General features: G+C 68.0%; 21 protein-coding genes. 10 read left to right on the forward strand and 11 right to left on the reverse strand.

What is annotated here, in order from left to right; translation table 11 throughout:
* Nucleotide 1 precedes the first annotated feature (1 nt).
* The gene (locus U5809_RS02590; RefSeq protein ID WP_282512756.1) at nucleotides 2-1,402 is read right to left on the reverse strand and encodes a cytochrome ubiquinol oxidase subunit I; all 1,401 of its coding nucleotides are present in this window, start codon (nucleotides 1,400-1,402) and stop codon (nucleotides 2-4) included.
* 407 nt (nucleotides 1,403-1,809) lie between these two features.
* Between U5809_RS02590 and fdhD the strand changes: the two genes are divergently transcribed.
* From fdhD to U5809_RS02615, 5 genes are all read left to right on the forward strand, one after another.
* Entirely contained in the window at nucleotides 1,810-2,682 is an 873-nt protein-coding gene (gene fdhD / locus U5809_RS02595) for a formate dehydrogenase accessory sulfurtransferase FdhD (RefSeq protein WP_322085367.1), read from the forward strand.
* A complete protein-coding gene (gene glp / locus U5809_RS02600) occupies nucleotides 2,679-3,893 on the forward strand; it encodes a gephyrin-like molybdotransferase Glp (protein ID WP_322085368.1) in 1,215 nt (404 codons plus the stop codon). The genes fdhD and glp overlap by 4 nt, the downstream gene beginning before the upstream one ends.
* A gap of 199 nt (nucleotides 3,894-4,092) precedes the next feature.
* Nucleotides 4,093-5,217: a GTP 3',8-cyclase MoaA gene (moaA, locus tag U5809_RS02605; RefSeq protein WP_322085369.1), complete on the forward strand. Its 1,125-nt coding sequence runs from the start codon at nucleotides 4,093-4,095 to the stop codon at nucleotides 5,215-5,217.
* A gap of 47 nt (nucleotides 5,218-5,264) precedes the next feature.
* The gene (locus U5809_RS02610; RefSeq protein ID WP_176051009.1) at nucleotides 5,265-5,837 is read left to right on the forward strand and encodes a molybdenum cofactor biosynthesis protein MoaE; all 573 of its coding nucleotides are present in this window, start codon (nucleotides 5,265-5,267) and stop codon (nucleotides 5,835-5,837) included.
* Between the two features lie 52 nt (nucleotides 5,838-5,889).
* A complete protein-coding gene (locus U5809_RS02615) occupies nucleotides 5,890-6,147 on the forward strand; it encodes a MoaD/ThiS family protein (RefSeq protein ID WP_322085370.1) in 258 nt (85 codons plus the stop codon).
* Nucleotides 6,148-6,283: 136 nt separating this feature from the next.
* On the opposite strand, the gene U5809_RS02620 is transcribed toward U5809_RS02615, so the two are convergent.
* Together U5809_RS02620 and U5809_RS02625 are read right to left on the reverse strand one after the other, a co-directional pair.
* Nucleotides 6,284-6,925, reverse strand: coding sequence for a hypothetical protein (locus tag U5809_RS02620; protein ID WP_322085371.1), 642 nt, complete (start codon nucleotides 6,923-6,925; stop codon nucleotides 6,284-6,286).
* A gap of 236 nt (nucleotides 6,926-7,161) precedes the next feature.
* Nucleotides 7,162-8,586 (reverse strand): PLP-dependent aminotransferase family protein, encoded by a 1,425-nt coding sequence (locus U5809_RS02625; protein WP_322085373.1) that lies wholly within the window; start codon nucleotides 8,584-8,586, stop codon nucleotides 7,162-7,164.
* Between the two features lie 447 nt (nucleotides 8,587-9,033).
* On the opposite strand from U5809_RS02625, the gene U5809_RS02630 reads away from it, so the two are divergent.
* Nucleotides 9,034-9,186: a hypothetical protein gene (locus U5809_RS02630; RefSeq protein ID WP_322085374.1), complete on the forward strand. Its 153-nt coding sequence runs from the start codon at nucleotides 9,034-9,036 to the stop codon at nucleotides 9,184-9,186.
* The gene (locus U5809_RS02635; RefSeq protein WP_322085375.1) at nucleotides 9,179-11,353 is read left to right on the forward strand and encodes a DUF4132 domain-containing protein; all 2,175 of its coding nucleotides are present in this window, start codon (nucleotides 9,179-9,181) and stop codon (nucleotides 11,351-11,353) included. Before U5809_RS02630 ends, U5809_RS02635 begins: the two co-directional genes overlap by 8 nt.
* A gap of 24 nt (nucleotides 11,354-11,377) precedes the next feature.
* Here U5809_RS02635 and U5809_RS02640 read toward each other — a convergent pair whose 3' ends face one another.
* Complete coding sequence (locus U5809_RS02640) at nucleotides 11,378-12,790, reverse strand: PLP-dependent aminotransferase family protein (protein WP_322085376.1); 1,413 nt, start codon at nucleotides 12,788-12,790, stop codon at nucleotides 11,378-11,380.
* A gap of 231 nt (nucleotides 12,791-13,021) precedes the next feature.
* Between U5809_RS02640 and U5809_RS02645 the strand changes: the two genes are divergently transcribed.
* On the forward strand, nucleotides 13,022-14,251 hold the full coding sequence (locus U5809_RS02645) for an NAD(P)/FAD-dependent oxidoreductase (protein ID WP_322085377.1): 1,230 nt from the start codon (nucleotides 13,022-13,024) through the stop codon (nucleotides 14,249-14,251).
* 38 nt (nucleotides 14,252-14,289) lie between these two features.
* Nucleotides 14,290-15,441, forward strand: a complete 1,152-nt coding sequence (locus U5809_RS02650; protein WP_322085378.1) for a branched-chain amino acid ABC transporter substrate-binding protein — start codon at nucleotides 14,290-14,292, stop codon at nucleotides 15,439-15,441.
* A gap of 30 nt (nucleotides 15,442-15,471) precedes the next feature.
* Here U5809_RS02650 and U5809_RS02655 read toward each other — a convergent pair whose 3' ends face one another.
* On the reverse strand, nucleotides 15,472-16,389 hold the full coding sequence (locus tag U5809_RS02655; protein ID WP_322085379.1) for a hypothetical protein: 918 nt from the start codon (nucleotides 16,387-16,389) through the stop codon (nucleotides 15,472-15,474).
* A 69-nt stretch (nucleotides 16,390-16,458) separates the two neighbouring features.
* Nucleotides 16,459-16,782 (reverse strand): TfoX/Sxy family protein, encoded by a 324-nt coding sequence (locus tag U5809_RS02660; RefSeq protein WP_322085380.1) that lies wholly within the window; start codon nucleotides 16,780-16,782, stop codon nucleotides 16,459-16,461.
* A 286-nt stretch (nucleotides 16,783-17,068) separates the two neighbouring features.
* Here U5809_RS02660 and U5809_RS02665 point away from each other — a divergent pair, with 286 nt between their 5' ends.
* Entirely contained in the window at nucleotides 17,069-19,099 is a 2,031-nt protein-coding gene (locus tag U5809_RS02665; protein ID WP_322085381.1) for an SMI1/KNR4 family protein, read from the forward strand.
* A gap of 42 nt (nucleotides 19,100-19,141) precedes the next feature.
* On the opposite strand, the gene U5809_RS02670 is transcribed toward U5809_RS02665, so the two are convergent.
* From U5809_RS02670 to U5809_RS02690, 5 genes are all read right to left on the reverse strand, one after another.
* The gene (locus U5809_RS02670) at nucleotides 19,142-20,878 is read right to left on the reverse strand and encodes a site-specific integrase (RefSeq protein ID WP_322085382.1); all 1,737 of its coding nucleotides are present in this window, start codon (nucleotides 20,876-20,878) and stop codon (nucleotides 19,142-19,144) included.
* Nucleotides 20,879-21,182: 304 nt separating this feature from the next.
* Nucleotides 21,183-21,374: a DUF2964 family protein gene (locus U5809_RS02675; protein ID WP_176050991.1), complete on the reverse strand. Its 192-nt coding sequence runs from the start codon at nucleotides 21,372-21,374 to the stop codon at nucleotides 21,183-21,185.
* A gap of 15 nt (nucleotides 21,375-21,389) precedes the next feature.
* Entirely contained in the window at nucleotides 21,390-21,866 is a 477-nt protein-coding gene (locus U5809_RS02680) for a universal stress protein (protein ID WP_322085383.1), read from the reverse strand.
* A gap of 163 nt (nucleotides 21,867-22,029) precedes the next feature.
* Nucleotides 22,030-23,784 carry a hypothetical protein gene (locus U5809_RS02685; protein WP_322085384.1) on the reverse strand — a complete coding sequence of 585 codons (1,755 nt, stop codon included), beginning with the start codon at nucleotides 23,782-23,784 and terminating at the stop codon, nucleotides 22,030-22,032.
* Nucleotides 23,785-23,807: 23 nt separating this feature from the next.
* Nucleotides 23,808-24,935, reverse strand: coding sequence for a 2-dehydro-3-deoxygalactonokinase (locus U5809_RS02690; RefSeq protein WP_322085385.1), 1,128 nt, complete (start codon nucleotides 24,933-24,935; stop codon nucleotides 23,808-23,810).
* Nucleotides 24,936-24,984: the final 49 nt, after the last annotated feature.

Consider the following 24,984-nt stretch of genomic DNA (forward strand, 5'->3'; position numbering starts at 1 on the left):
CTTACTCCGCTTCGGTGACGTTCAGCGGCGTGGACAGCGCGCTCTTGCGCAGCCCCGGATGCCGGTGCAGCTCGATGTACCCGGCCTGGGCAGCCGGCCCGCGCCTCATCAGTTTCAGCATGTAGTAGATACCCGTCCCGAATACCAGGAAATAAACGACCACGAAGATCAGCAGCGACACGCCGACCTGCTGCGCGCTCAGCGGCGCAACCGAATCGATGGTGCGCAGCACGCCGTAGACGGTCCACGGCTGCCGCCCGACCTCGGTCGTGATCCAGCCGGCCAGCAGCGCGACGATGCCGGAAGGCCCCATGCAGACCACGAACCACTGGAACCAGCGCGTTTCATAGAGGCGCCCGCCCTTTCTCAGCAGCAGCCCGAGCAGCGCGGTGAGCAGCATCAGCATCCCGAGGCCGGCCATGATCCGGAACGTCCAGAAGATGATCGGCGAGTACGGGCGATCCTGCGGCGGGAATTCCTTCAGCCCGCGAATCTCGCCGTCCCAGCTGTGCGTGAGGATCAGGCTGCCGAGGTGCGGCACCTGGATCGCATAGCGCGTGGTTTCGGCCTGCATGTCGGGCAGCCCGACGAGATTCAGCGCGGTGCCGCCCTTCTCGGTTTCCCACAGCCCCTCGATCGCCGCGATCTTCGCCGGCTGGTATTCGCGCGTGTTCAGCCCGTGCGCATCGCCGACGACGATCTGGATCGGCGCGAGCACGAGCAGCATCCACAGCGCCATCGAGAAGCTGCGTTTCACCGGCTCGTCGCGGCGTCCCTTCAGCAGGTGCCACGCGCCGCACGCGGCAACGATGAAGCCCGCGACGATGAACGCCGCGATCGTCATGTGCACGAGACGGTACGGGAACGACGGATTGAAGACGATCTTGAACCAGTCGACCGGCACGACGAGGCCGTTCTCGATCTTGTAGCCCTGCGGAGTCTGCATGAAGCTGTTCGACGCGAGGATCCAGAACGTCGAGATCAGCGTGCCGACCGCGACCATCAGCGTCGCGAAGAAGTGCGCACGCGGGCTGACACGCTGCCAGCCGAACAGCATCACGCCGAGGAAGCCGGCTTCGAGGAAGAACGCGGTCAGTACCTCATACGTAAGCAGCGGCCCCGTGATGTTGCCCGCGACGCGCGAGAAGCCGGCCCAGTTGGTGCCGAACTCGTACGCCATCACGACGCCGGAGACGACCCCCATCCCGAAGCCGATCGCGAAGATCTTCGACCAGAACTGGAACATGGATTTGTAGGCGGCGTCGCCGGTGACGAGATAACGCCACTCCAGCACCGCCAGGAAGCTCGCCATGCCGATGCTGATCGCGGGAAACACGATGTGGAACGACACCGTGAATGCGAATTGCAACCGGGCGAGATGGAACGCATCGAAGATTTCCATGACCGTAATTTGCTCGTGATTGTGAGGACGTACGCCCGAAGCAGGAAATCGCGCGACGGCTTGGCGACAACACATGCGAACACAAACGGTCACTCGCATGGCATCGAAGCGTGAATGACGATATCGCGTTTGCAACGATACTCGCAATCACTCGAACGTGCGCTGAAACTGTGCTGCTTCCGTCGCCGAAGATGTGTGTACGGAAAACACATTTCGTGCCCGCGGGATGGCCAGCTGTACTGCTTTCCGCGTTGCAGCGCTGTGCCTGCGGCGCGCTGTTCACTCCACTTAACATGTTATGCAACGCCTGCCCGAGGCGGTAGTGCGCCCACCCGGCGCCCCCCCCGGCGGCACCGATTCCCGTCGTCCGGCGTACGCACCGGACGATCCGCCTGGAGAAAAAACGCATGGAGTCCCGCACCCGATTCGACGATCCGACCGGCAGCGCCGCGTGTCAGGTGACGCGCCATCGCGCCGGCCAAGCGCGCGACACCGTCGATCGCGTCGTCGAGGAAACCCCGGTTGCACTCGTGTTCAACGGCATCTCGCACACGGTCATGATGGCGACGCCGATCGACCTCGACGCGTTCGGCCTCGGCTTCGCGCTGAGCGAAGGCATCGTCGAGCGTGCGTCGGACGTATTCGAAATCGAAAGCGAATGCCGGCCCGGCAGCGCCGAAGTGCGGCTCACCGTGTCGCAGCAGGCGTTCATGGCGCTGAAGGCCCATCGGCGCGCGCTGGCCGGACGCACGGGTTGCGGCGTCTGCGGGATCGAAAGCATCGCGCAGCTCGACCTGCACCCGCCGCGCATCGCGGCCGCCGGCGCGGCGGCCGGCATCGGCGCCGACGCGATTGCACGCGCCGCCCGCACGCTGCCGGCCCACCAGACGCTGATGCGCGAGACGGGCGGCATCCATGCCGCCGCGTGGTGCGACCGCGACGGCGCCGTGTGCGACGTGTTCGAGGACGTCGGCCGCCACAACGCGCTCGACAAGCTGATCGGGCATCTCGCGCGGCGCCGCGCCGACCTGCACGCGGGCTTCGTGTTCCTGTCGAGCCGCGCGAGCTACGAACTGGTGCGCAAGGCCGCACGGGTCGGCATCCCGATGATCGCGACGATCTCGGCACCGACGTCGCTCGCGATCGACGTCGCCCGCGAAGCCGGCGTGCGGCTGATCGGCTTCTGCCGCAACGACGGCTTCGTCGAATACGTGTCGCCCGATGCCGTTCACCCCGACCAACCGGCGCTTGCGCCCGCGCACCCCGCCTTCTCGTCATGAAACACCTGTTCGATTTCGATACCGCGCAACAGCACTTCGCCGGCGCGTTTGCCCCGCTTGCGACCACTGCCTCCCTGCCGGTCGCCGAAGCAGCCGGCCATGTGCTGGCCGCGCCACTGACCGCCGTGCTCGACCAGCCGCCGGCCGACCAGAGCGCGATGGACGGCTATGCCGTGCGTCACGCGGATCTCTCGCATGGCGAGCCGCTGCGCGTCGCGCAACGCTGCTATGCAGGCGACACGCCGGCGCCGCTGGCCACGCGTACGGCGGCGCGCATCTTTACCGGTAGCGTGATTCCGCCCGGCGCGGATACCGTCGTGATGCAGGAGCATGCACGCGAACAGGACGGTTGGGTCACGTTCGACGTGCCGCAGCGCAGCGGATCGCACATCCGCCGCCGTGGCGAGGAAGTGCGCGCCGGCGACCTGCTCGTGCCGGCCGGTGTGCGGATGGGCGCGATGCACGTCGGCGTGGCCGCCGCACAAGGTTTCGCGCGCATCGATGTGCGTCCGGCGCTGCGCGTCGGCATCCTGACGACCGGCGACGAGCTCGTCGCGTGCGGCCAGCCGCGTGCGCCGCAGCAGATCTACAACAGCAACGCGCCGATGCTCGCCGCGCTGGTGTCCGGAACCGGTGCCAGCGTGGCGATGAGCCTGCATGCGGCCGACACGGCGGCGGCCGTCGATCGTGCGCTGCGTGACCTGCACGCGGGTTGCGACCTGGTGATCTGCGTCGGCGGCGCATCGGTCGGCGACAAGGATCTGCTGCGCCCCGCGCTGACCGCGCTCGATGCATCGTTCATCGTCACCGGCGTGCGGATGAAGCCCGGCAAGCCGGTTGCGCTCGCGCGGCTCGACACGCGGCCCGTCGTGCTGCTGCCCGGCAACCCGGGCGCCGCGATGACGACGTTCGCGCTGTTCGTCGCGCCGCTGATCCGCCGCCTGCAGGGGCGCGATGCGTGCCTGCCGGTCGTGCCGTCGCTGCCGATCGACACCGGCTTCGAGCCGGATGCGCAGCGCGAACGCTTCGTGCGGGTGCGCTGCACGGTCGGCGCCGATGGCGTACCGGTGCTCGATACGCTGCGCCAGCAAGGCGCCGGCACGCTGCAGTCGCTCGTACAGGCGAGCGGGCTTGCGCGGCTGCCGGCCGGGCGAGCCGTCGCGCGCGGCGACGCCGTACCGTATTACGAATTCGCACACTGGCTCGCATGAGCGCGACGCCAATCACGCGCCCGATGCAGTGCATGCGCCGCGCGCGCCGCACGGTGAACTGTATTCCTGCAATTCGGGCGCGATTGTGCCTCTGCCGGCAAAACCCGGCGGACTATGCTCACGATGAGGCTCGTCACGACCTGTGCGCCGACACGTCGGCACCCGCACGGCCGACCGGCGACGCCCCTCCGCTTACTTCATGCAGGCCGACGAACCGATCGTGAATGCCATCGCTTCAGCCGCGCCGGCCGCCGCCGCTTCATCCGGCGGCGCATCGCCCGGCGCCTTTCCCCGCACGTCCGACACGCTCGGACGCCCGCTGCGCGACCTGCGCCTGTCCGTGATCGACCAGTGCAACTTCCGCTGCGGCTACTGCATGCCGCGCGAAAGTTTCGGTTCCGACTATGCATTCATGCCGTCGTCCGAGCGGCTGTCGTTCGCGCAACTCGAAAAGATCGCACGCGCGTTCACGTCGCTCGGCGTCGAGAAGATCCGCATCACGGGCGGCGAGCCGCTGCTGCGCCGCAACCTCGAGGCGCTGATCGAGCGGCTCTCCGCACTGACGACCGTCGACGGCAAACCCGTCGAAATCGCGCTGACGACCAACGGCTCGCTGCTCGCCGCGAAGGCGCGCTCGTTGCGCGACGCCGGGTTGTCGCGCGTGACCGTGAGCCTCGACGCGCTCGACGATGCCGTATTCCGCCGGATGAGCGACACCGACGTGCCCGTGTCGCGCGTGCTCGCCGGCATCGAAGCCGCGCACGCAGCCGGGCTCGCACCGGTCAAGGTCAACGCGGTGATCGAGCGCGGCGCGAACGACGACCAGATCCTGCCACTCGTGCGCCACTTCCGGCATACGGGCGTGGCGGTGCGCTTCATCGAATACATGGACGTCGGCGGTGCGAGCTTCTGGTCCGGCGACAAGGTCGTGCCGGCCGCGCGAATGCGCGAGCTGATCGACGAACACTATCCGCTCGTGCTCGTCGGCGAACCGGGGCACGACGCGACCGCGATCCGTTGCGCGCACATCGACGGCGCGGGTGAAGTCGGCTTCATCGCGAGCGTGTCGCATCCGTTCTGCGGCACCTGCTCGCGCGCCCGCGTGTCGGCCGACGGGCAGCTCTATACGTGCCTGTTCGCGACCCAAGGCACCGACCTGCGGCCGTGGCTCGACGAAACAGCGTCGACCGACGATCTCGCGGCCGCCGTCCGCGATCGCTGGATGCGGCGCGACGACCGCTATTCCGAGCGCCGGGCCGCACGGCCGGCCCGCGCGCCGGGCAAGACCTATCCGACCGTGCGCATGTCGCTCGTCGGCGGCTGACCGGCCGCCGCGCGACACAGGACGCGCCGCCTACAGGAGAACGTGTCATGACAACCTTCACCGAATCCCGCGCCGGGCTGCCGGACGATCCGTTGCGTGCCGGCGGTCACCCGCTTCCCGCCGATGCGGCCGACCCGCACACCGAACCGCCGCCCGCGATCGCCGCCGGCTTCGAAGTGCGCGTGCAGTACGCGCCGATCGACGCAGGCGCCGAGCTCGCGCCGATCGTTCGCAATCCGAATGTCGGTGCCGTCGTGAATTTCCTCGGTGTCGTGCGCAAGGAAGGCGACGTCGACGACGTCGTCGCGCTGGAAGTCGAGCACTACCCGACGATGACCGAACAGGCGCTGTGGAGCATCGTCGAGGAAGCCAGCGCGCGCTGGCGGCTCGAAGCGGTCAAGATCGTGCATCGCGTCGGCCGCATTCCGCTCGGCCAGGCCGTCGTACTGGTCGTCGTGGCCGCCGCGCATCGCGCGTCCGCATTCGATGCATGCGAATTCCTGATGGACTTCCTGAAGACGCACGCGCCGTTCTGGAAGAAGGAAATTCGGCATGACGGCGAATCCGGCTGGGTCGAGGCGAAGACGCACGACGACCAGGCGATGCGGCGCTGGGGCTGACTGCATTCTCTATGCGCTTTCCGATTCCGCCGACTCCATTCAAGACATCGCCATGAAACTGACGATCAAATACTTCGCGAGCATTCGCGAACAACTCGAACGCGACGAGGAAATCGTCGAGATCGATGCACGCGAACTCACCGTCGATACGCTGCGCGGCACGCTGGCCGCGCGCGACGCGCGCAGTGCCGATGCACTGCGGATGGACCGCCCCGTGCGGGCAGCCGTGAACCTCGAGATGGTGACCGGGGAATTCGTCGTGCGCGAGGATAGCGAGGTCGCGTTTTTTCCGCCGGTGACGGGTGGGTGACGCGACACACGGATCACGAACGCACGAATCCCGTTTCGGTGGTTGTCCGCGATCGGGAACAGGTCGCCAGGGCTGATCGTGATCCCCTGCTCCAGCGCGCGGGTACCGCCGCAACGCGCCGGCCACACGGCGCGTGTCAGCCGATGATCCGCCGGTCGTGCAGATCGGCGGCGATCTTGCGCAGCAGCGCGTCGACGGTCGCTTGCTGCCGCTCCGCGTAGACGTCGCGCTTGCCCCACTGCACGCCCATGTAACTGCCGTCGGCCGCGCCGGCCCAAAGCGGCGTGCCGTCGCTGTCCGCCAGCGACGCCGTGATCTTCAGCGTCGCGCGAAAGCCATCCTGCGTGCCGGCATCCCTGAGCAGCAGGACGGGCAGGCGATCGTGCTGCCGGTTGTCGGCAAGCAGCGTGGCGACGAGGTCCGTCTTGACCGAGCGGACCTGTGCTTCGACGCCGTATGCCTGCAGGATCGGCGGCACGTGCCGGGCGACCACGTCTCCGTCGGTCGCGTACGTGCGCGTGTCGCGTGTCGGGTCGTTGCCGGACGACGGCGCGTGGACCGCAGTGTCGTCTTCATAAATTACGAGCAGACGGGTCAACGGCGCGTCCGGCTGCCGGACGGTGTGGCTCGTCAAACCGGAATCGGCGCTACCCCCGATTACCGGCCCGGGGCCCATGTGGAGCGGGACCGTTGCGCGCGGGACTTCCTGCGCGATGGCCGGAAACACCGCACCCAGTGCGGCGACCCAGCACGCGGCAGCCATCGACGATCTTTTCATTGCGCTGTCCTGTCTTGGAGCAATCCACGAGCATAGCCCAGTGCCTGGGCTGCGTGGGCGCTGCGCCCGGGTTGACCGGCTGGCCCGGACGCGCGTACGTGCTTGCCGGCCGGCCGCCTTCGACTCGCCCGGGCGCCGACCGAATCGCTCGAGCGGCACGGGCAATGCTCAAAAAAAAACAAAGCCGGCACAAGGCCGGCTTCGTCATCGACACGCACGACACCGCGCGCCTCCATTCACCGCATGCACGCCGCGGCCAGCTTCCCGACCGCGATCACCGCCTGCTCGATCTCCGGCGACCACGGGCTGCTGTAGTTCAACCGGATGAAGTTCCGGTAGTTGTCGGTGATCGAGAACATGTAGCCCGGCCCGATCGTGATGCCCTGCTCCAGCGCGAGCTGATACAGCCGCATCGCGTCGACCTGTGCGGGCAACTCGACCCACAACACGTAGCCGCCCGCCGGGCTGGAAATGCGCGTGCCTTCCGGGAAGAACCGCGACACCATCGCCCGCATCAGGTTCGCCTGCTGCGCATACGCCTTGCGCAAGCGCCGCAGGTGATGCTCGTAGCCGTCGCGTTCCAGAAACTCCGCGATCGCCAGCTGCGGCAGCGACGGTGTCGCCAGCGTATTCAGGAATTTCAGCTTCTCGACCTGATCGCGATAACGGCCCGGCAGCGCCCAGCCGATCCGGTAGGCGGCCGTCAGGCTCTTCGAGAACGACGAGCAATGCAGCACGATCCCGGTCCGGTCGTAGGACTTCAGCGAACTCGGATGCGTATCGCCGAAGTACAGTTCGTTGTACACGCCGTTCTCGATCAGCGGCATGCCCGTCTTCGTTGCGAACTCAACCAGCTCGCGTTTGCGCTCGTCAGGCATCTGGAAGCCGAGCGGATTCTGGAAGTTCGGCATCACCATGCACGCGGCAATCGGCTGCGACTTCGCGATCGCGGCCAGCGCCGCGATGTCGATCCCGTATTCCGGATGCGTCGCGACTTCGATCGCCTTCATCCCCATCCGCTCGATCGCATGCAGCATCGCGTAGAACGTCGGCGATTCCACCGCGATCGTGTCGCCCGGCTTCGCAACGGCTTGCAGGCACAGGTTGATCGCCTCTGTCGCGCCAACCGTCACGATGATCTCGTTCGGGTCCACCGACATCCCGTTTTCCAGGTAGCGGCGCGCGATTTGGCGAATCAGCCGCGGATGGCCGGGCGGCAAGCCATCCGTCACGCCCCACAGCGACTTGTCGCGGCCGGCTGCGTACGCGTAGCGGTTCAGCTTCTCGAACGGAAACAGGCTCGGGTCCGGGTACGGCGAGCCGAGCGGCACCGCGTCGTCGGTGCCGATCGAGCGCAGCGTCGACAGCACGAGCCGGCTCACGTCGACCGACGACGAGATCGCGATCGGCTTCGACGGCCGCAGTTCGCGCACCGGCGCGTGACTGTCGTCGCGCCGCAGGTTCACGAAATAGCCCGACTGCGGCCGGCTTTCGAGCAGTCCGCGGCTTTCCAGCAGCAGATACGCATGCAGCACGGTCGTGATGCTGATCCGGTGCTGCTGGCTCGCCTGCCGCACCGACGGAATCCGGTCGCCGTGCCGGTACACGCCCTGGCGGATCAGGCGCTCGATGTCGTCCGCGAGTTTTTCATAGAGTTTCATCGTGCGTCTCCCGCCGGCATGCGCAGCCGCGCCGCCATGCCGTGTGCGTCCGACACGCACGTGTTTCGCCCGCCGACCGGGCCGTCGTGATTCCTGATCTTTCCCTCCGGTTTTGCCTTTTCCATCGCACTGGCTCTCTCTTGAAGATGCGCCAACAGGGTTCCGGTACGACTGGATCTGCGGCACTGTGCACTTGATGATGGAATATTAAGAGCAGAACAGTTGGCGGCGAGTACACACATCGACCACGCGAACAAGAGTACAGTTCGGCGCGAATCGCGCATTGTGAGAGAACTGTACGTCTTATGAAATGGCCGGACGGCCGAAAACCTTGCGCAGCAAGGCCGTATCGGCCGGGAAAGCCCGTCGCGCGGGTATTCGTCCGACTGTCTCGATAGCGGTGCAATACTGTGCGACCGCACGGTTTTCATTGCCGGAGTCAGACCCATGCCGCACACGATCGAACCAGCAGCCGGCCTCGGCGGCGCGATCCGCGCCGCCCGACCAGTACAGATGACGAAATGGTGTCAGAACGTAACGACCGACCGCGCCGGCACCGGTGCATCGCGCGCCTCCGGCAAGGAAACCGCCCATGACTGATCGCGATCTCGCCGCGCGGCTCGTCGCGCGACTGACCGGCAACGCCGACCATCCGCGCTTCACCGGCGCGCCGATCGACCTGTCGACGCTCGATGCCCACACGCTCGGCGCGGTCTGGCCGGCGCTGCGTCGCGCCGAGCACGCGCTCATGCTGCACGACCACGCATACGACGACCCGCGCGCCGAATTCGCACGCTGGCTGCGCGGGCAGATCGATGCGGTCGGCCTCGTGCCGCTCGTCGACGCCGATGCCGCACTCGAACTGTTCCGCGACATTCCGCCCGGCGGATGGAGACGCGCGCTGGAAGACCTGCCCTGCCTCGACGCGCTGCCGTCGCCCGCGCTGCAGGCCGAGCTCGCGCGCATCGCGGGCGAACCGGAAGACGGCGAGATCGGCGCGAAATCCGCCTATGGCGCATACGCGCTCGACTGGTTCGCCGGCCGCCGCGACTTCTCCGCACGGCGCGATGCGTATGCGCAGGCGCTGGCGGATTCGCCGTTTCGCGTACGCGAACTCGACGTGCTACCCGAACTCGGAGCGGCCGCGCTGCTCGCACTGGCCGCGACGAACGACGGTTATTTCGCACCAAAGCGGCTGTGGCTCGACCTCAACGACCCGGCCGTCACGCTCGCGGAAGACGCCGCGTATGTCGGATTCGCGCGCGACGCGCTGACCGAGGCCGCGCAACAGGTCGCCGCGCTTCATGCCGGCGCCGTGCCGTACGAAGCCGATCGTGCCTTCACGACCGACGACGCGCAGGTCGTCGCGCGCGCCGCGCGCGTAGCCGCCTATCGCGACGAAGCATGGCTGCGCCCGCTGATCGGGTCGCTGCTGACCGGCGTATGCGTGGCGCCGACAACCGCGAAAACGGCGCCGTCGCAGTCGCTCGCGATCGCACTCGGCCACGCGGTCGAGACGATCCCGACGCCCGAGAGCGTGCGTGCGCTGCGCGACGCACTGGCCGCCGTACGTCACGCCGGCGTGCAGAAAAAGCTCGCGCGCAACCTGAAGCCGGCCGAACGCGCACTCGGCGAGCGGCCGCATACGGCACTGCGCATGACGCTCGACGCGAAACCGGACAAGAAGCAGCTCGCGATGCTCGCCACGTGCATGGAAGCCGGCTTCTGGCAGCCGATGTCGCTCGGTCATGCCGAATGGCGCGAGCGGCTCGTCGATGCGCCGGCCGGCGCCGCATTCTCCGCGCGGATGATCTGGCAAGCGCGCGACCGTGATGGATCGACGCAATCATTCATCCCCGACATCGCGAAAGGCAAGGTCGTGCTGCGCGACGTGAGCGGGCACGCATGCGACCTCGCGGATGATTGCGAGATCCGGCTCTGGCATCCGCTGCTGGCCGACGCGGACGAGCGGCTCGCGTGGCAGCGCGCGATCGTCGCCCGCACGCTCCGGCAACCGGTCAGGCAGGCGTTCCGCGAGTACTACGTGCCGGCCGACGGCGACGCGTCGGCCAGCGATTCCGCGATGTTCGAAGGTCACGTGCTGTCGAGCCGGCCGCTGCTCGGCGTCGCGCGCCGCGAAGGCTGGTCGATCCGCGCGTACGACGACGGGCTCGCCCGCGAATTCGGCGACGTACGCGCAACCTTCCTCGTCGATGCGCGGCTCTTTCCCGGAACGGAGGGCCACGGCACCTCGCGCCGGCTGCATTTCGAGCGCCGGCACGACCGGCGCTGGGTGCCGCTGCCGATCGGCAAGATCGACGCGGTCGTGTTCTCCGAAGTGGCGCGCGCGGTCGACCTGCTCGTCAGCGTGGCCGCGTTCGCGCTCGACGACGATGCGACACGCGCGGCGACCGCCTCGCTTGCAGCGGACCCGGCCCGCCTGCGCGAGCTCGAATCCGAACGCTGGCAGCGCCTGAACCGGTTGTCGGATCTGCCGCTCGGCGTGATGGCGCGGCATCGCAAGCACGTGCTGTCGCTCGTGTTCGCCGAACCGGTTGCGCAAGGGAAGATCACGATCGACGAACGCCACGTGCGTGTCGGCGCGTGGTCGGTGCATTGCGCGACCGGCCGCGTGACGCGCGACGGCGAGCCTGTCGATACCGCGATCGAGCCGCCGCCGTCGCCGCTGCGTGCGGTGCCGTGGCTGCCCTACGACGAAGCGCTGTTGCAGCGGATCGTCGACGTCGTCGCGGATCTGCTCGACTAGCGCCTGTTCACGCCCTGGCCGCGGTCAGATCGAGCCGAACAGCGCGCGCGGCCGGTCCTTCAGCGTGCCTGACAGGATCCGCAGCCCGTTGACGAGCTCGTCGCGCGTGGCCGGGCACGCGAGGTTGATGCGCACGCCGTGCTCGATTTCCGCGCGGTCGACCGCGAACGTCGACGACGGCATCACGATCACGCCGCGCGCCTTCGCGTTCGCGGCGAAATCGTCGGCGCGCCAGGGCGGCGGCAGCCGCAGCCACACGAACATGCATGCCGGGTCCGACTTCAGTTGCCCGGCCGGCAGCAGCTCCCGTGCGAGATCGACGCGTGCGCGGATCTCCGCGAGCTGCGCGGCCATGATCCGCTCGGCCGTGCCGTCCTCGATCCATACCGTCGCGATCAGCATCGACGTCGGTGCAGGCATCCATGCGGTCGTACGCACGGCTTCCGCGCACAGTGCGACGCTGTCGCGCGGGCAGCTCAGGTAGCCGAGGCGCAGCCCCGGCGCGAGGATCTTCGACGTCGCGCCGATATGGAACGTCAGCTCGGGACACAGCCCCGCGATCGCCGGCAGCCGGTCGCGCACGAGCGGCCCGTATACATCGTCCTCGATGATCGTCACGTGATGGCGGCGGGCAATGTCGACGAGCGCCATCCGGCGCGCGAGGCTCATCGTCGTCACGGTCGGGTTCTGCAGGTTCGGCACGACGAAGATCGCCTTGACCGGCATGCGCTGGCAGATCCGTTCGATCTCGTCGGGCAGCAGGCCGTCATCGTCGGCCGGCGCGCTGACGATCTCGAACTGGAATACCGGCGCGAGTGCCTTGAGGCCGTAGTACGTGAGGCGATCGGCGACGATCACGCCGTCGGTGCCGATCAGGCTGTTCAGCACCGCATACAGCCCGTGCTGCGCACCGCTCGTGACGACCACCTGGTCGCGCGACGGCGTGAAGCCGGGCGCGGCGAGCCACTGCGCGCCGGCCGCGCGCGCCCAGTCGGGGCCTTGCGGCGGCTGGTATTCCTGCAACGCGGCGAAACGCGGGTCGTTCGGCAGCGTGCCGAACGTCTGCGCGAGGCGCGCGAGAAATTCACCGGTGGCCGGCCGGTTGACGGTCAGGTCGATCACGCCGTTGCCGGCCGCGAGCGACGCGCGAGCCGGCTCGATGCTTGGCATCGCACCGCCGGTGACGAGCGAGCCGCGCCGCTTGCTGCCGATCACGAGGCCGCGCAGCTGCAGTTCCTTGTACGCACGCGACACGGTCGACACGTTGATGCCGAGCTCGGTCGCGAGCTGGCGCTGCGGCGGCAGGCGGCTGCCCGGCGGATACATGCCGTTGCGGATTTCCGCCTCGATCGAGCTCGATACCTCGACATAAGTCGGCCGCTTCGCCTGCGCCGGCAGGCCGCTGTCGCGCTCGCCTGAAAGTTTGTCTGATGCCATTTGTCGCCCGTGACCACACAAAAAGCGTTTGTCTGCCGTTTTGACTTGCCCAGCGATTGTATATGACATCCCCGCCCCGTCAAACGCTTACGGAAAAGTCTGCTGAATCAATGGATTGGAATCGGGTAAACACTAGCGCCACACAATCGCTTTTTGATTGCACACAAAAAATTACTGTGTGATTCTTGATCGCAACTTTGTGTGAATCACGTGGACCGGAGGGGAAGCGTCATGGCGAATGTCGCCATCGTGGGTGCAGGCTTCATCGGGCTCGGCGCGGCGGCATGGCTGCAGCGCGACGGGCATCGCGTGACCCTGTTCGATCCGGCCGGCGTCGGCCAGGGCGCGTCGTTCGGCAATGCCGCGACGTTCGCGCCGTACGGCTGCGTGCCGGTGAACGGCCCGTCCGTGTTCCGCAACATGCCGCACTTCCTGTTCGCGGCCGATAGCCCGCTGCGCATCCGCTGGCCCTACCTGCTGCATGGCGCACCGTGGCTCGCGCGGTTCCTGCTGGCCTCGACGCCCGCGCGCCACGCACGCAGCGCGAGCGCGCTGGCCGCGCTGCTGTCGCGCGCCGCCGACGGCTATGCGCCGCTGCTCGCTGCGCCGCGGCTCGCGGCGTTCGTGCGGCCGCGCGAATGCCTGTACCTGTACACGCGGCAGGCGTCGTTCGACGCCGCGCAACCGTCACTCGCGCTGCGGCGCCGGCTCGGCGTGCCGTTCGAGACGCTCGACGCGAGCGCGATCCGCGCGCTCGAGCCCGCGCTTGCACCGATCTTCACGCGCGGCGTGCTGTTCGTCGGCAGCTGGCATTTTTCCGATCCGCATGGCTTTCTCGGCGAGCTGTTCGCGCAACTCGCCGGCGGCGGCGCAACGCTCGAACGCGCGCGCGTCGAGCGGATCGCGCCCGCCGGCGACAGCGTGACCGTGCAGTCGGGCGGCACGGTGCGCGCGTTCGATCATGTCGTCATCGCCGCGGGCGCCCGCTCGCGCGACTTCGCGGCCGCGTGCGGCGACGCGGTGCCGCTCGATACCGAGCGCGGTTATCACGTGCAGTTCGGCGCACCCGGGCAGGTCGTCACGCGGCCGGTCGGCTGGGCCGAACGCGGCTTCTACATGACGCCGCTCGACGAAGGGCTGCGCGCGGCCGGCACCGTCGAACTCGGCGGCTTCGACGCGCCGATGAACCCGTCGCTCGTCGCGCTGCTCACGCGCTCCGCACGCGAAGCCGTGCCGTCGCTCGGCGCGCCGATGCGCAACTGGCTCGGTTTCCGGCCAACATTGCCCGACGGCGTACCCGTGATCGGCCGCGCGCGTGGCAGCGCACGCGTGATCCACGCATTCGGTCATCAGCATCTCGGCGTGACGCTCGCCGGCATCACCGGGCGGATCGTCGCCGACCTCGTCGCCCAGCGCGCACCGCCGCTGGACCTCACGCCGTACCGGGCCGCGCGATTCTGACGCGCGCCACGACTTCCACCAACGCAAGGAGAGGCATCATGCATCGTCGAAACTGGCTGGTATGGCTGGCCGTCTGCTCGATCGGCACGATCGCGGGGGCCGCACGGGCCGCCGACCCCGAAACCGTCAAGATCGGCTTCGCCGGCCCGCTGACGGGGCCGGTCGCGCGCGTCGGCAAGGATCTTCAATACGGTGCGCAGCTCGCACTCGACGAGGAAAACGCGAAGCATCCGACCATCGGCGGCAAGCCCGTGCGCTTCGTGCTCGACGTGCAGGACGACCAGGCCGATCCGCGCATCGCGATCCAGGTCGCGCAGAAGCTCGTCGACGACGGGGTGGTCGGCGTGATCGGCCACTACAACTCGGGCTGCAGCATTCCCGCGTCGGCCGTCTACAAGCAGGCGAACGTCGCGATGATCACGCCCGGCTCGACCAATCCGCAGCTGACGATGCAGGGCTTCAAGAACGTGTTCCGCACGATGGGGCACGACGGTGTCGGCGGCGTGGTGGCCGGCCGCTTCGCGGTCGAGCAGTTGAAGGCGAAGCGGATCGGCATCATCGACGATCGCACCGCGTTCGGCCAGGGCCTCGCCGACGCCTTCGAGAAAGGCGTGAAGGACGCGCACGGCAGCATCGTCGGCCGCGAATACACGAACGACAAGGCCGTCGATTTCCGCGGCATCCTGACGACGATGAAGAGCAACAACGTCGACCTGCTGTTCTTCGGCGGGCTCGACGAACAGGGCGCGATGCTCGTCAAGCAGATGCGCTCGCTCGGCATCCGCGCGCAGCTGTTCGGCGCCGGCGCACTGAAAAGCAACGCATTCCTGAAGATCGCCGGCAACGCGGGCGAAGGCACGCAGGATCTCGAGCCCGGCCCCGCGCTCGACAAGCTGCCGTCCGCCGTCGCGTTCGCGCAGCGCTACAAGGCGCGCTTCAACCAGGACGTCGAGCTGTACGCACCGTTCGCATACGACGCGGCGCTCGCGATGATCGCGGCGGTCCGCAAGGCCGATTCGCTCGATCGCGCCAGGATCGTCGCGAGCCTGCCGGGCGTGTCGGTGACCGGCGTGACCGGCAAGATTTCGTTCGACGAGCGCGGCGACCTGATCAAGCCGCCGTACACGCTGTTCCGTGTCGAACAGGGGCAATGGCACAGCATCCGCACCGTCGGCGGCGCATCGAACTGACGCCGGGCGGCGCGGCGGCGGATCGCACCGTCAGCGCGCCGCCTGCTGCCGCTGCACCTCCTGCGCTTTCATCTGCAGATACGCGCTTCGCTCGACTTCGTGCAGTTGCTGCGGATACTGCTCGGTTGCGTCGAACCAGCGCGCGAGGCGCTGGTCGAGCGGCTTGTCGAGCGTCGCGAGATACGTGTCGATCGCGAGGTAGTAGCGCATCGTGTTGCGCTCCAGCAGCCCGCGCACGCCGCCGATGTACTGCGGCTGCGCGGCCGATGCGCCGACGTTCGTGAACCCGACCTTGTCGCTGCCGACCGTCGCGAGGTAGGTCTTCATCGCCATCCGGCCGACCGTGCCGAAACCATACGAATACGTGAGATGCAGGAACGTGCGCGACGCGCCGACCGGCACGGCCTCCAGCGCGATCCGGTAATCCTTCGTGCCCATCGGGCCGCTGTCGGCGGTCAGGTCGACCTGGAAGTAGTCGGGCGTCGCGGCCGCCACGCGATAGCGGAACTGCACGCGATAGGTATCCGACAGCTTCTGCTGGATCTTGCGGCCGAGGTTCACGTCGAGCACCGGGCCGTTGCTGTCGCTCGACGCATGACAGTATTTCGTGTTCAGGTGCAGGATCAGCACCGCGCACCAGTTCGCGGGGCCTTGCGCGGGATCGTTGAGCTGGCCGTTCACGGCCGCGAACGGATGGTCGACCACGGCGTAGATGTCGCCCTTCAGCGACGACGACGCCTCCGCCGATTCAAGGACCAGCGGCCGGTGAAACGCGTTGTCCTTCAGTTGCGCGCCGAGGCTGCGATAACGATCGAGCAGCGCGGCCGCGCCGTTCGTGCCATCGGCGCCGAACGACAGCACGCTCCAGCCGACACACAGGGTCGCAACGAGCGCGTGCCAGACGCGGCGGGCACGCCACGCGCCGCGCGGATGTCCGGATGTCTCCATTCTTGTACTCCCTGCCGCGCGAGGGTCGCGCGCATGTGTCACAGAATACGCCGGCATGTCGCACTACCGCTATCGGCTCCGCTTCACCGGCATCGGCAACTGCGCGGCGGTGATCCGGATCAGTGCGGACAGCCATTCGCGGTCATCCCAGCGATCGCCGGCGATGACGAGGTGCGGTTTCGCGGTCGGATACGGCGGGCCTTCCTCGCAGGCGCCGAGATACGCGCGCCCTTCCGGTGTCGGCTTCACGAACAGCCGGTCGTCGCAGACGAGCGCGACCATCCTGCCGTCGCAATAGATGCCGTATTCTCCGAACATCTTGCGGGCCGATACCGCGCCGGCCGCCGCGATCTGCTCGACGATGAAATCGACCGTGCTCTGGCTCGATGCCATTCACTGCTCCTCGCAAAGCATTTATGACCGTCGTGTGCGCCGACCGTTCCGCTCCATCGGCAGATACGCTGCGGCGCATCATCCGTTCGTCGACGGAAAGCCTGTTCCAGCACAGGTGCGCCTCCCCGGCCGACAATCTCCTGACACACCTGACAGTTACGTCACGGCGCGATGAATCGTCCAATAGCGCTTCACAAAAATCCGGCTTCGATCGTGCATCGGATGCGACGCGCGGGCCGACTGGCCGGACAATGGTGTGCCCCGAAGCATCACGACGAGGATTTCGATGAGCGTACCCGCCCACTTCCCCGCATGGCTCAGGCAAGCCTACGAACGATGCAGGTATCTCGTCCCCGGCGCGATGCTGAGCGAGACGATTCCGGTCGATGGCGCTGCATTGCGTGTCACGGCCGAGGACGTCATCGCACCCGACGACGTTCCTTCCGTTGCGCTTGCCGCCGGCCACGGCTACGCGTTGCGTGCGGCCGATACGGCAACGGCCTCCCGCGCCGAACCCGTCGAGCTCGATTGCGAACTCGGGCTGGCCGCGCTGGCGTCACGCACGGCCAGCCCGGCCGCCCGTGCGCTCGCCCCACGGCGAGCGGCCAGCATTCCAGCCTACGTCGCCATGCCGGATCACGCCGACACGGTGGTGCCGAAGACGGAGCATCGATGGATCGACGGAAACGCGGGCGCACGCCTGCGGTTCAATGCGCCGCTGGCGGCCGGACAGCACGTGGTCGCCGTCGGCAGTGAATTTCGGAAAGGACAGGTGCTGCTCGCGAAAGGGATGCGGATCACGCCCGCACGGCAGGCGGTGCTGATCGCGGCGGGCGTGCGCGACATTGCCGTCACGAAGCGGCCGCGTATCGGCGTCGTGATCGCCGGCTACGACAGCGTGCCGCCGGGCCACGCACGCGAACCCTGGCAGCGATTCGACTCGATCGGGCCGTATCTGCGTGCGGTGCTGCGGCAATGGGGTTACGAGGTGCCGGCCGTCGAGATCCTGCCGTTGCCCTCGTCGTTTCCGTGGTCGTCCGAGGTCGAACGCAACGAACGGGAATTCAAGCAACGGCTGGGCGCGCTTTCCGGCCGTTACGACCTGATTGTCGGTGCCGGATTGCCGGCTGGTGCACCGTTCGAGATTCGCGGCCTGAATGCGCAGACGATGTACTCGAACAGTCGCGAGACGATCGGGATCAAGCAAACACCCGGCGACCGGTTCAATGTCGGACGGAGCGACGACCGTTCGCCGCCGACGAAGTGGACCGTGCAATCCACCAGGCCGGATGGCTCCGTCTACCGCACGGAAGCGTTCGTCAGCTACGACCAGGCCGTACTGGTCAATCTGCCGGGCCATACGAGCGGCGTCGCCGCGCTGATGCACGCGATCGTCCCGCACGTGCTCGATCTGCTGGAACATGTTGCGGCGCCGGGACCATACTGGGAAACCGCGCTGACCGCGCACGACATCGCACCCGATGCCGAATGCAACGGGATGCGATGGGGCACCCTGTCCGCAACCGAACGCGGCGAAGCGCGAGTCCGCCTGCTGCCGTTCCAGGGTGACGGGCCGATTCGCGGTATCGCCGAAGCCGATGTGCTCGTCGCGATCCCGGCGGGCGTCGATGTGCTGCCGGCCGGGACGCCCGTTCTGTTTCTGCGGCTGGACGGTACGGGCACGCGCACATCGCCCACCGCCGTGACGCCGGACGACCCCGCGAACGTTCCGGCGCAACCGCCGCAGACCGCACCCTACCCCGACGCACCGGTTGCCGGCACCGCGACGCCCGATGTTCGCGGCGCGTGGACCCGCATCGAACACGCGATCGCCGCGCATCCCGCCAGCTTGCCGGGCGGCCTGAACGGGCCGGCCGACGATCATGTGCTTGCCGAACTGCATGCCGCACTGGGTTCGACGCTGCCCGATGACGTGATCGAGAGCCTCCGGCTGCACGACGGGCAAGCCGACCCAGACGCCGTCTTCACCGAAAGCGACGCATTGCTCAGCGCGCAGGAGATCGTCGCGCAATGGTCGATCTGGCAGAAACTCGTTTCCGGCGGCGACTTCGACGGCATGACGTCGGAACCCGATGCCGGCATCCGCGACGACTGGTACAACCTCAAGTGGATTCCGTTCACGCACGACGGCAGTGGCAATCATCTCTGCCTCGACCTCGATCCCGCGGAAGGCGGCGTGATCGGCCAGGTGATCCGCGTGTGGCATGACGACGAGCTGCGTGAGCACGTCGCATCGAGTTACGCGGAATGGCTCGCGCGCGTGGCGGCGGAACGCGACGGCGCGGCCGCCGGTTGACCGGCTCGGGCAAACGAGCGGAAGCGCCGCCGCGCCATCCGCTTACTTGTCGGCGGCAAACGCACTCGACATCTGCCGCGCGCGCTTCACATCGTCGCCGTGCAGATAAATCGACGTCGTCGAGATCGACGCATGCCGCAGGTTGTCGCGCACCGTCGTCAGCTCCGCGCCGCGCGCAAGCGCGTGCGTCGCATGCGTATGCCGCATCCAGTGCGGGCTCGCCTGGCGCAGCTTCTGCGCGAGCGCCGGGTTATCGGCCTCGACGGCCTCGGCCGTCTGCGCAAAGAATCGCTGCATCACCTTCCACAACCGCACGCTCGTGATCGCGGCCGCCTCGTCTTCCGCCAGGCTCGCGATCAGCGGCGTATCGGGCCGCCAGCGCACCGGTGTGACCGGCAGCCGGCGCGCGACCAGATAGCGGTCGAGCGCCGTGCGCGCGAGCGGCGGCAGCGCGACGCGTGCGGCCTTGCTCCCCTTGCCGATCACCTTCAGCCACGCGTCGCCGTGCGCGTCCGTCTCGATGCCGCCGAGCGTCGCGCCAACCAGCTCGCTCGCGCGCAGCCCGGTCGCATAGCCGAAATCGAGAATGAAGCGCAGCCGTTGCGCGGCAGCCGGCGTCCAGCCCGCCTGCGGCGCACCGTCAGCCGTGCGCTTGCGGAACTCGAGCCCGTCGGCGATCGTGCGGACCAGCAGCCACTCGCCTTCGGTGAACGCATGCGATGTATCGAGTGCGTTCGCGCCGCGCGTATCGCGCACCTTCACGCCCGCGAACGGATTCGCGAGCAGGTAGCGCTGCTCGATCAGCCAGCGGAACAGCGCGCCGAGCACCGATAGCGTGTACGCGGCCGAGCGCGCGGAGAGCGCACCCGAGAACGGCCGCCAGTCGGGCGCACCGCGCGGCCGCACGGGCCCGACCCAGCGCTCGTGCGGCGTCGGGCGGCGGATGAACGCGCGATACGCGACCGCATCCTCGGTCGTCAGCGACGACAGCGCGCGGCCGCGCTCGACGATTGCCCACAGGATCAGCCGCTCGGCCTCCTTCCGGTATGCACGCCGCGTCGCGGCCGATTCGTGCAGCGACAGCCATGCATGCACGGCCGCGTAGTCGTTGTCCGCGTCGAGCGTGCTGGTCGCGCGCGGCGCGCGGAACGTGCCGGCCGAACCGTCGACCTCGTGCGGCAGCTTCAGCTGTTCCCACGGCACGATGCTGCCGCGCGGCGTCGCGGCGATCAGCGCGCGCGCCCGTTCGGTCAGGTCCGGATGCGCGGCGAAGAACGCCTCGATGCGCCGTGCGCTGGCCACGCCGAGGCCCGCGATCGCGCTCCACCACTGGCGCCGGCGCGGAATCCGCACCGTCAGGTCGGCCAGCGTCGCGATGCCGTGCGCACGCAGCGCGACGACCGCGCGCGCAGGCAGCCACAGGCCGACGTCGTCGCTGATCTGCGGGAATGGCGCACGCGCATGACGCAGCAGGCCGATCGCTTCGGTTGCCGCTTTCGCCTCCCGTAAACGCTCACCGTCGGAATGACCGAGCCGTTCCGCGAGATCGGGCCGACCGGCCTGCCGCGCGACGCGCACGAGGCGACGGCGAATCGCGCCGATCACACCGCGCGCCGATCGCCCCTCACCCAGGCGATCGGGCAAGTAGCGCTCGACGGCCTGACGCACGGTCATGCCCGCATACCACGCACGCAGCGCGGCCAGTTCGTCGGCGTCGGGAAAGCCTGCGGGCGCAGGCGCGGAATCGGGGGATGGCGGTGAAATGAGGCGCGGTTTCATGGGCGCCAGTTTGACAGAAGCGCGTGCGGCCGAGTATCGACAATCGACATCGTCCGGGAAAAACGGCGCTCGGGGGGCTCTGATGGCTTCAAGACAGCGCTTGAACAGGTCCGTCGGGCACGCGCAGGCGACATGGCGAATTCATGTACCGCCGCGGATCGAGCGAAGCCAAATTAACTTCAAAATCGATCCCGGCACAAAGGTCCCTCGTTTTCATTGTTGTCGCGCTCGCGTTGTTGTTGTCGTTCTTCGAGCACTATAGTGCCTGCGCGCATTCCTTCAAGAAGAGATGCGCCTTCCCGCGTCACTCCTCCCCTTTCGCGCCCGGATTGAGCATCACGACGAAGCCGGCCACGCCGACGATCAACGCGATCGCGCCGCCGCGCAGCGCCATCGTTTCGTCGAACAGCAGCCCCGTCACGACGGCCATCATCCCCGCGAGCGACACGAACACGGCAATCGCCGCGACGACGATGCGGTACTGGCGGCGTATCATCGCGCGCTCGCCGCGTTACGCTGCCACGACCGCCGGCTCGTCGGCGTCGCCGCCGCGAATCAGCAGCACCGGGCAGTTCGAGCCGCGCACGAAGCGCTCGGCGACGCTGCCGAGCAGCACGCGCCGGATGCCGCGCCGCCCGTGCGTGCCGACCACCGCGAGATCGATGCCGCGCTCCTTCACGTAACGTTGCAGGCGCTCCGCGATATCCTCGCCGATGCTCTCGGTCTCGACGAGTTCGGCTTCGCCGTTTGCGCCGGCCAGCGCGATGATCTGTTCGGCTTCGCGCAGCACCTTGCGCCCGTCGTCGCGGATTTCCTCGACGAGCGCGTGGGGATCGATACGGCCCGCATAAGTGAACAGCACCGACTTGTCGACCACATACACGACGCTGACGTGCGTATCGCCCGCCAGCGCCACCTTCACGGCCTCGGCAAGCGCCTGTTTCGACGAAGCGCTGCCGTCGACGGCCACCATGATCTTTTCGTACATGCGAACCTCGCTGGGGTGAACTGCCGCGTGCGATATCGCGCGCGGCCATGTCACCATCATCGGCCGGCGACGGATTCGGATGTTGACGACGATCAAGCGGGCGGGCAGCCTGCCTGCGACCGGACGACGCGGGCGCCGCGCGGCGACGCCGGCGCCCGTGCCGTCATCGCGCGTGCGGCGCGCGGTACTTGTAGGTATCGAACCCGCTGGCTTTCGACCATGCGCTGGCGACCGCATCCACGTCCTGTCCCGCGAACGGCAGCACCGTATCGGGCTGGGCGCCGTGCCGATAGTTCGGCCCGGTGAACTCGGGATCGGCCGCATAACCGAAGTACGCGTTGCCGCTCCACACGATGTTCGCGTAGCTACCCTGCGGATTCTTCGTCCGGAAGATCGCGCCACTGTCCGATGCGTTGTAGAAGCGGTTGCCCGTCACCTGGAACGCGTTCGCATAGCTGAGGTTCTCGACGATCGGCGTCACCAGCCCCGGCGTGCGCGTGATCACCACGTTGTCGCGCACGACGGAATCGGCCGATCCTGCTGCCGAAATGATCCGCCGCTTGTCGTTCAGGCTCAGGTTGTTTTCGACGATTGCGCCCGTCTCCTGCGCCGTGTGACCCAGCCCGTCGGAACCGCATCCGCAGAACAGCATCAGCCCGCCGTCGTTGTCGTGGCTGAAATTCGCGGCCACGCGCGTGTTGCGCGTGCCGAGATCGGCGTCGAACGCCATCCCGTCGCCAGCCTCGATGTTGTTCTGCAACCGCACGCCGTTGACCTCGTTGTACTGGAACAGCGCATCGTCGGTGTTGATCGCCCAGGCGCCGGCGCTGTTGCCCGGTGCACGCATCCAGATGTCGTACAGGTGGTTCGCCTCGACCTTCGGCGCGGTCGCCGTGCGCACGATGATGCCGTCGCCGCCGACGTTGTGGATCAGGTTGTTGCGGAGTACGACACGCGTCATCGGGAAATAATCCGACGCTGCCTGCGTGGCGGGATTCGTCAGGTAGGCCGGATTGCCCTTGTACGGCGGATAGTCTCCGCACGGTGCACCGCCCTCGCGGCACATCCACGCGGATCGCGTCGACAGTGCGACTGCATCGACGTTGTAGATCTCGCTGTTCTCGACCGCGATGTCGTCGAACCTGGTCGGCTTCTCCTTCGTGCCGACGACTTCGTTGTCGCGCGTCACCTCGAACAGCATCCCGCCGGTCGTCTTGTACGAGCCGACCGTATTGCCCGCGACGTCCTTCAGATAGCCGCGAACGTGATGCACGTATACGTCGTCGACCGCATAGTGGCTGCCCGTGCCGTAATCCTCGAGCCGCACGTACAGCCCGAGGCGACCGCCTGGCGTCGTCGCATCGTTGGTCAACTCCAGCGAACGAATCTCCCAGTACTGCGTGTTGTACAGGTAGATCGCCGCGCGGTTCACGGTTGGGTTATCCGATTTGCACAGCGAGTAGTAGCCGCTGAACCCGCCCGGCGTCTTGTGCTGCTCGGTGACCGACTGGTCGGGGTCGGCCGCCGTATCGGCACAGCCGGCCGCGATCACGGGGCGCGATGCCTTCGGGTCGCCGTACGCGTCGACGACGATGGGCGCGCCGGCCGCGCCGGTACTGCCCGGTGCGGGCGTAAAGCTGCCGTTGCAGGTAGTGCCGCGCTTGAAGCGCACGTGTGTGCCGGGCGCGAGCACGATCCGGTTCAGCGTCGCGAGATCATGGATCGGATTCGCCGGGGTGCCGAGCGTCGCGGGCGAGCCTGTTCCAGTCGAGCCGAGCGAACAGTCGACGTGCAGCGTGCCCGGCGTCGCGCCGTCCGCCCGTCCAGCCGCGGGCGCAGCGGCGAGTTGCTGCCCCGCCACGCCATCCGCCGATTCTCCACCGCCGCATGCGGCAAGCGCGCCGATCAGCGGCGCCACGACAATCTTCCAGTGTTTCAAAGTCAGTCTCCCGAAATATTGCATTCGCGATCCGGCATCGGGTCGACCGCTGGTCGTTCCGCATGCCGGCCGCCCATTCCGGCAGCCGGTTCGTCCAGACGACCCGGTGCCCTCTCGCTTGCCGCGGGCAACAGCCCTGCCCGCTCGGCCAGCACCCACAAACCGGCTGCCGCCGCGCCGTCGATCGTGTCCACCGGCGGCCAGCCGAACAATGAAGCCGCGTGCCGGTAACGCGCACACAACGCGGCATCGCCAATCAGCATCGGCCGCGGCGCACGTGTGCCCGTGTCGGCGCCCGGCCCGTCGCCCTCCGCGGCGAGTCCTGCAAGCTCGTGCCCGATCAGCACGCCGGACAGGTAGTCGCGCTGCTCGTCGGCCGCCAGTTCGCCAGCCAGCAGCCGCGCGCGGCTGCCGAAGATCGTCGCGAGCAGCCCCGTCGCATGGCCGGCCTGCGCGGCGCGCACGCCGCGTTCGAATGCGTCGCGCGCGAACGCGGCCGGCGGCCGCATCGTGCGACCGAGCAGACTGTGCGTGCACAGCAGCGCGTACAGTTCGCCCGTCATGAACGTGCGGAAGCGCTCGATGTGCGAGCCGCGCACTGCGACCCATTTCGAATGCGTGCCCGGCAACCCGATCCACCGGGCAGGCGCCGAATCGTGCGCCGCGCCGCGCGCATGCAACGCACCGACGATCTGCGTCTCCTCGCCGCGCATCACGTTCGCGAGCGCGCCGCGCTGGATCAGCCCCGGCACGATATGCACGGTCACGCCGCGCGTCGCACGCACCGGCTGCAGCGACGCGCCGAGCCGCGCCGCATCGATCGGCACCTCCGCATACGGCGCCTCGCGCCAGCCCTGCGCGCTGCCGACCATGCCGGCCGCGACCACCGGCAAGTCCGGCCACGCGCCGAGCCACGCACCGCAGACATCCTCGAACGCCTCATCGCATGCGCCGGCGATCGCAATGCCCGCGCCACCGATCTGCATCACGCCCTTCGGGGCCGCGCGCTCGTCGAGCACGGTGCGCGCATCCGCCATCAGGTACGCACGCAGCGACGTGGTGCCCCAGTCAAGCGCGATCAGGTGAGGCAACGGTGATTGCCCATCGGCGCGTGGCGTTGCATCTTGCATAGGATTCCTCTGTTTGAAGGTTGTGGCTCGCCGCATGATTCATGCGTGG

This window comes from Burkholderia sp. BCC1999 (genome assembly GCF_905339975.1).
GTDB lineage: Bacteria > Pseudomonadota > Gammaproteobacteria > Burkholderiales > Burkholderiaceae > Burkholderia.

What these genes read in the sequence shown, in the direction of transcription:
- U5809_RS02650 (WP_322085378.1), top strand. Translation starts at nt 14,290, where the DNA reads ATGCATCGTCGAAACTGGCTGGTATGGCTGGCCGTCTGCTCGATCGGC.
- fdhD (WP_322085367.1), top strand. Translation starts at nt 1,810, where the DNA reads ATGGAGTCCCGCACCCGATTCGACGATCCGACCGGCAGCGCCGCGTGT.
- U5809_RS02655 (WP_322085379.1), bottom strand. Translation starts at nt 16,389, where the DNA reads ATGGAGACATCCGGACATCCGCGCGGCGCGTGGCGTGCCCGCCGCGTC.
- U5809_RS02620 (WP_322085371.1), bottom strand. Translation starts at nt 6,925, where the DNA reads ATGAAAAGATCGTCGATGGCTGCCGCGTGCTGGGTCGCCGCACTGGGT.
- glp (WP_322085368.1), top strand. Translation starts at nt 2,679, where the DNA reads ATGAAACACCTGTTCGATTTCGATACCGCGCAACAGCACTTCGCCGGC.
- U5809_RS02660 (WP_322085380.1), bottom strand. Translation starts at nt 16,782, where the DNA reads ATGGCATCGAGCCAGAGCACGGTCGATTTCATCGTCGAGCAGATCGCG.
- U5809_RS02680 (WP_322085383.1), bottom strand. Translation starts at nt 21,866, where the DNA reads ATGTACGAAAAGATCATGGTGGCCGTCGACGGCAGCGCTTCGTCGAAA.
- U5809_RS02635 (WP_322085375.1), top strand. Translation starts at nt 9,179, where the DNA reads ATGACTGATCGCGATCTCGCCGCGCGGCTCGTCGCGCGACTGACCGGC.
- U5809_RS02615 (WP_322085370.1), top strand. Translation starts at nt 5,890, where the DNA reads ATGAAACTGACGATCAAATACTTCGCGAGCATTCGCGAACAACTCGAA.
- U5809_RS02675 (WP_176050991.1), bottom strand. Translation starts at nt 21,374, where the DNA reads ATGATACGCCGCCAGTACCGCATCGTCGTCGCGGCGATTGCCGTGTTC.
- U5809_RS02610 (WP_176051009.1), top strand. Translation starts at nt 5,265, where the DNA reads ATGACAACCTTCACCGAATCCCGCGCCGGGCTGCCGGACGATCCGTTG.
- U5809_RS02630 (WP_322085374.1), top strand. Translation starts at nt 9,034, where the DNA reads ATGCCGCACACGATCGAACCAGCAGCCGGCCTCGGCGGCGCGATCCGC.
- U5809_RS02670 (WP_322085382.1), bottom strand. Translation starts at nt 20,878, where the DNA reads ATGAAACCGCGCCTCATTTCACCGCCATCCCCCGATTCCGCGCCTGCG.
- U5809_RS02590 (WP_282512756.1), bottom strand. Translation starts at nt 1,402, where the DNA reads ATGGAAATCTTCGATGCGTTCCATCTCGCCCGGTTGCAATTCGCATTC.
- U5809_RS02640 (WP_322085376.1), bottom strand. Translation starts at nt 12,790, where the DNA reads ATGGCATCAGACAAACTTTCAGGCGAGCGCGACAGCGGCCTGCCGGCG.
- moaA (WP_322085369.1), top strand. Translation starts at nt 4,093, where the DNA reads ATGCAGGCCGACGAACCGATCGTGAATGCCATCGCTTCAGCCGCGCCG.
- U5809_RS02665 (WP_322085381.1), top strand. Translation starts at nt 17,069, where the DNA reads ATGAGCGTACCCGCCCACTTCCCCGCATGGCTCAGGCAAGCCTACGAA.
- U5809_RS02690 (WP_322085385.1), bottom strand. Translation starts at nt 24,935, where the DNA reads ATGCAAGATGCAACGCCACGCGCCGATGGGCAATCACCGTTGCCTCAC.
- U5809_RS02645 (WP_322085377.1), top strand. Translation starts at nt 13,022, where the DNA reads ATGGCGAATGTCGCCATCGTGGGTGCAGGCTTCATCGGGCTCGGCGCG.
- U5809_RS02625 (WP_322085373.1), bottom strand. Translation starts at nt 8,586, where the DNA reads ATGAAACTCTATGAAAAACTCGCGGACGACATCGAGCGCCTGATCCGC.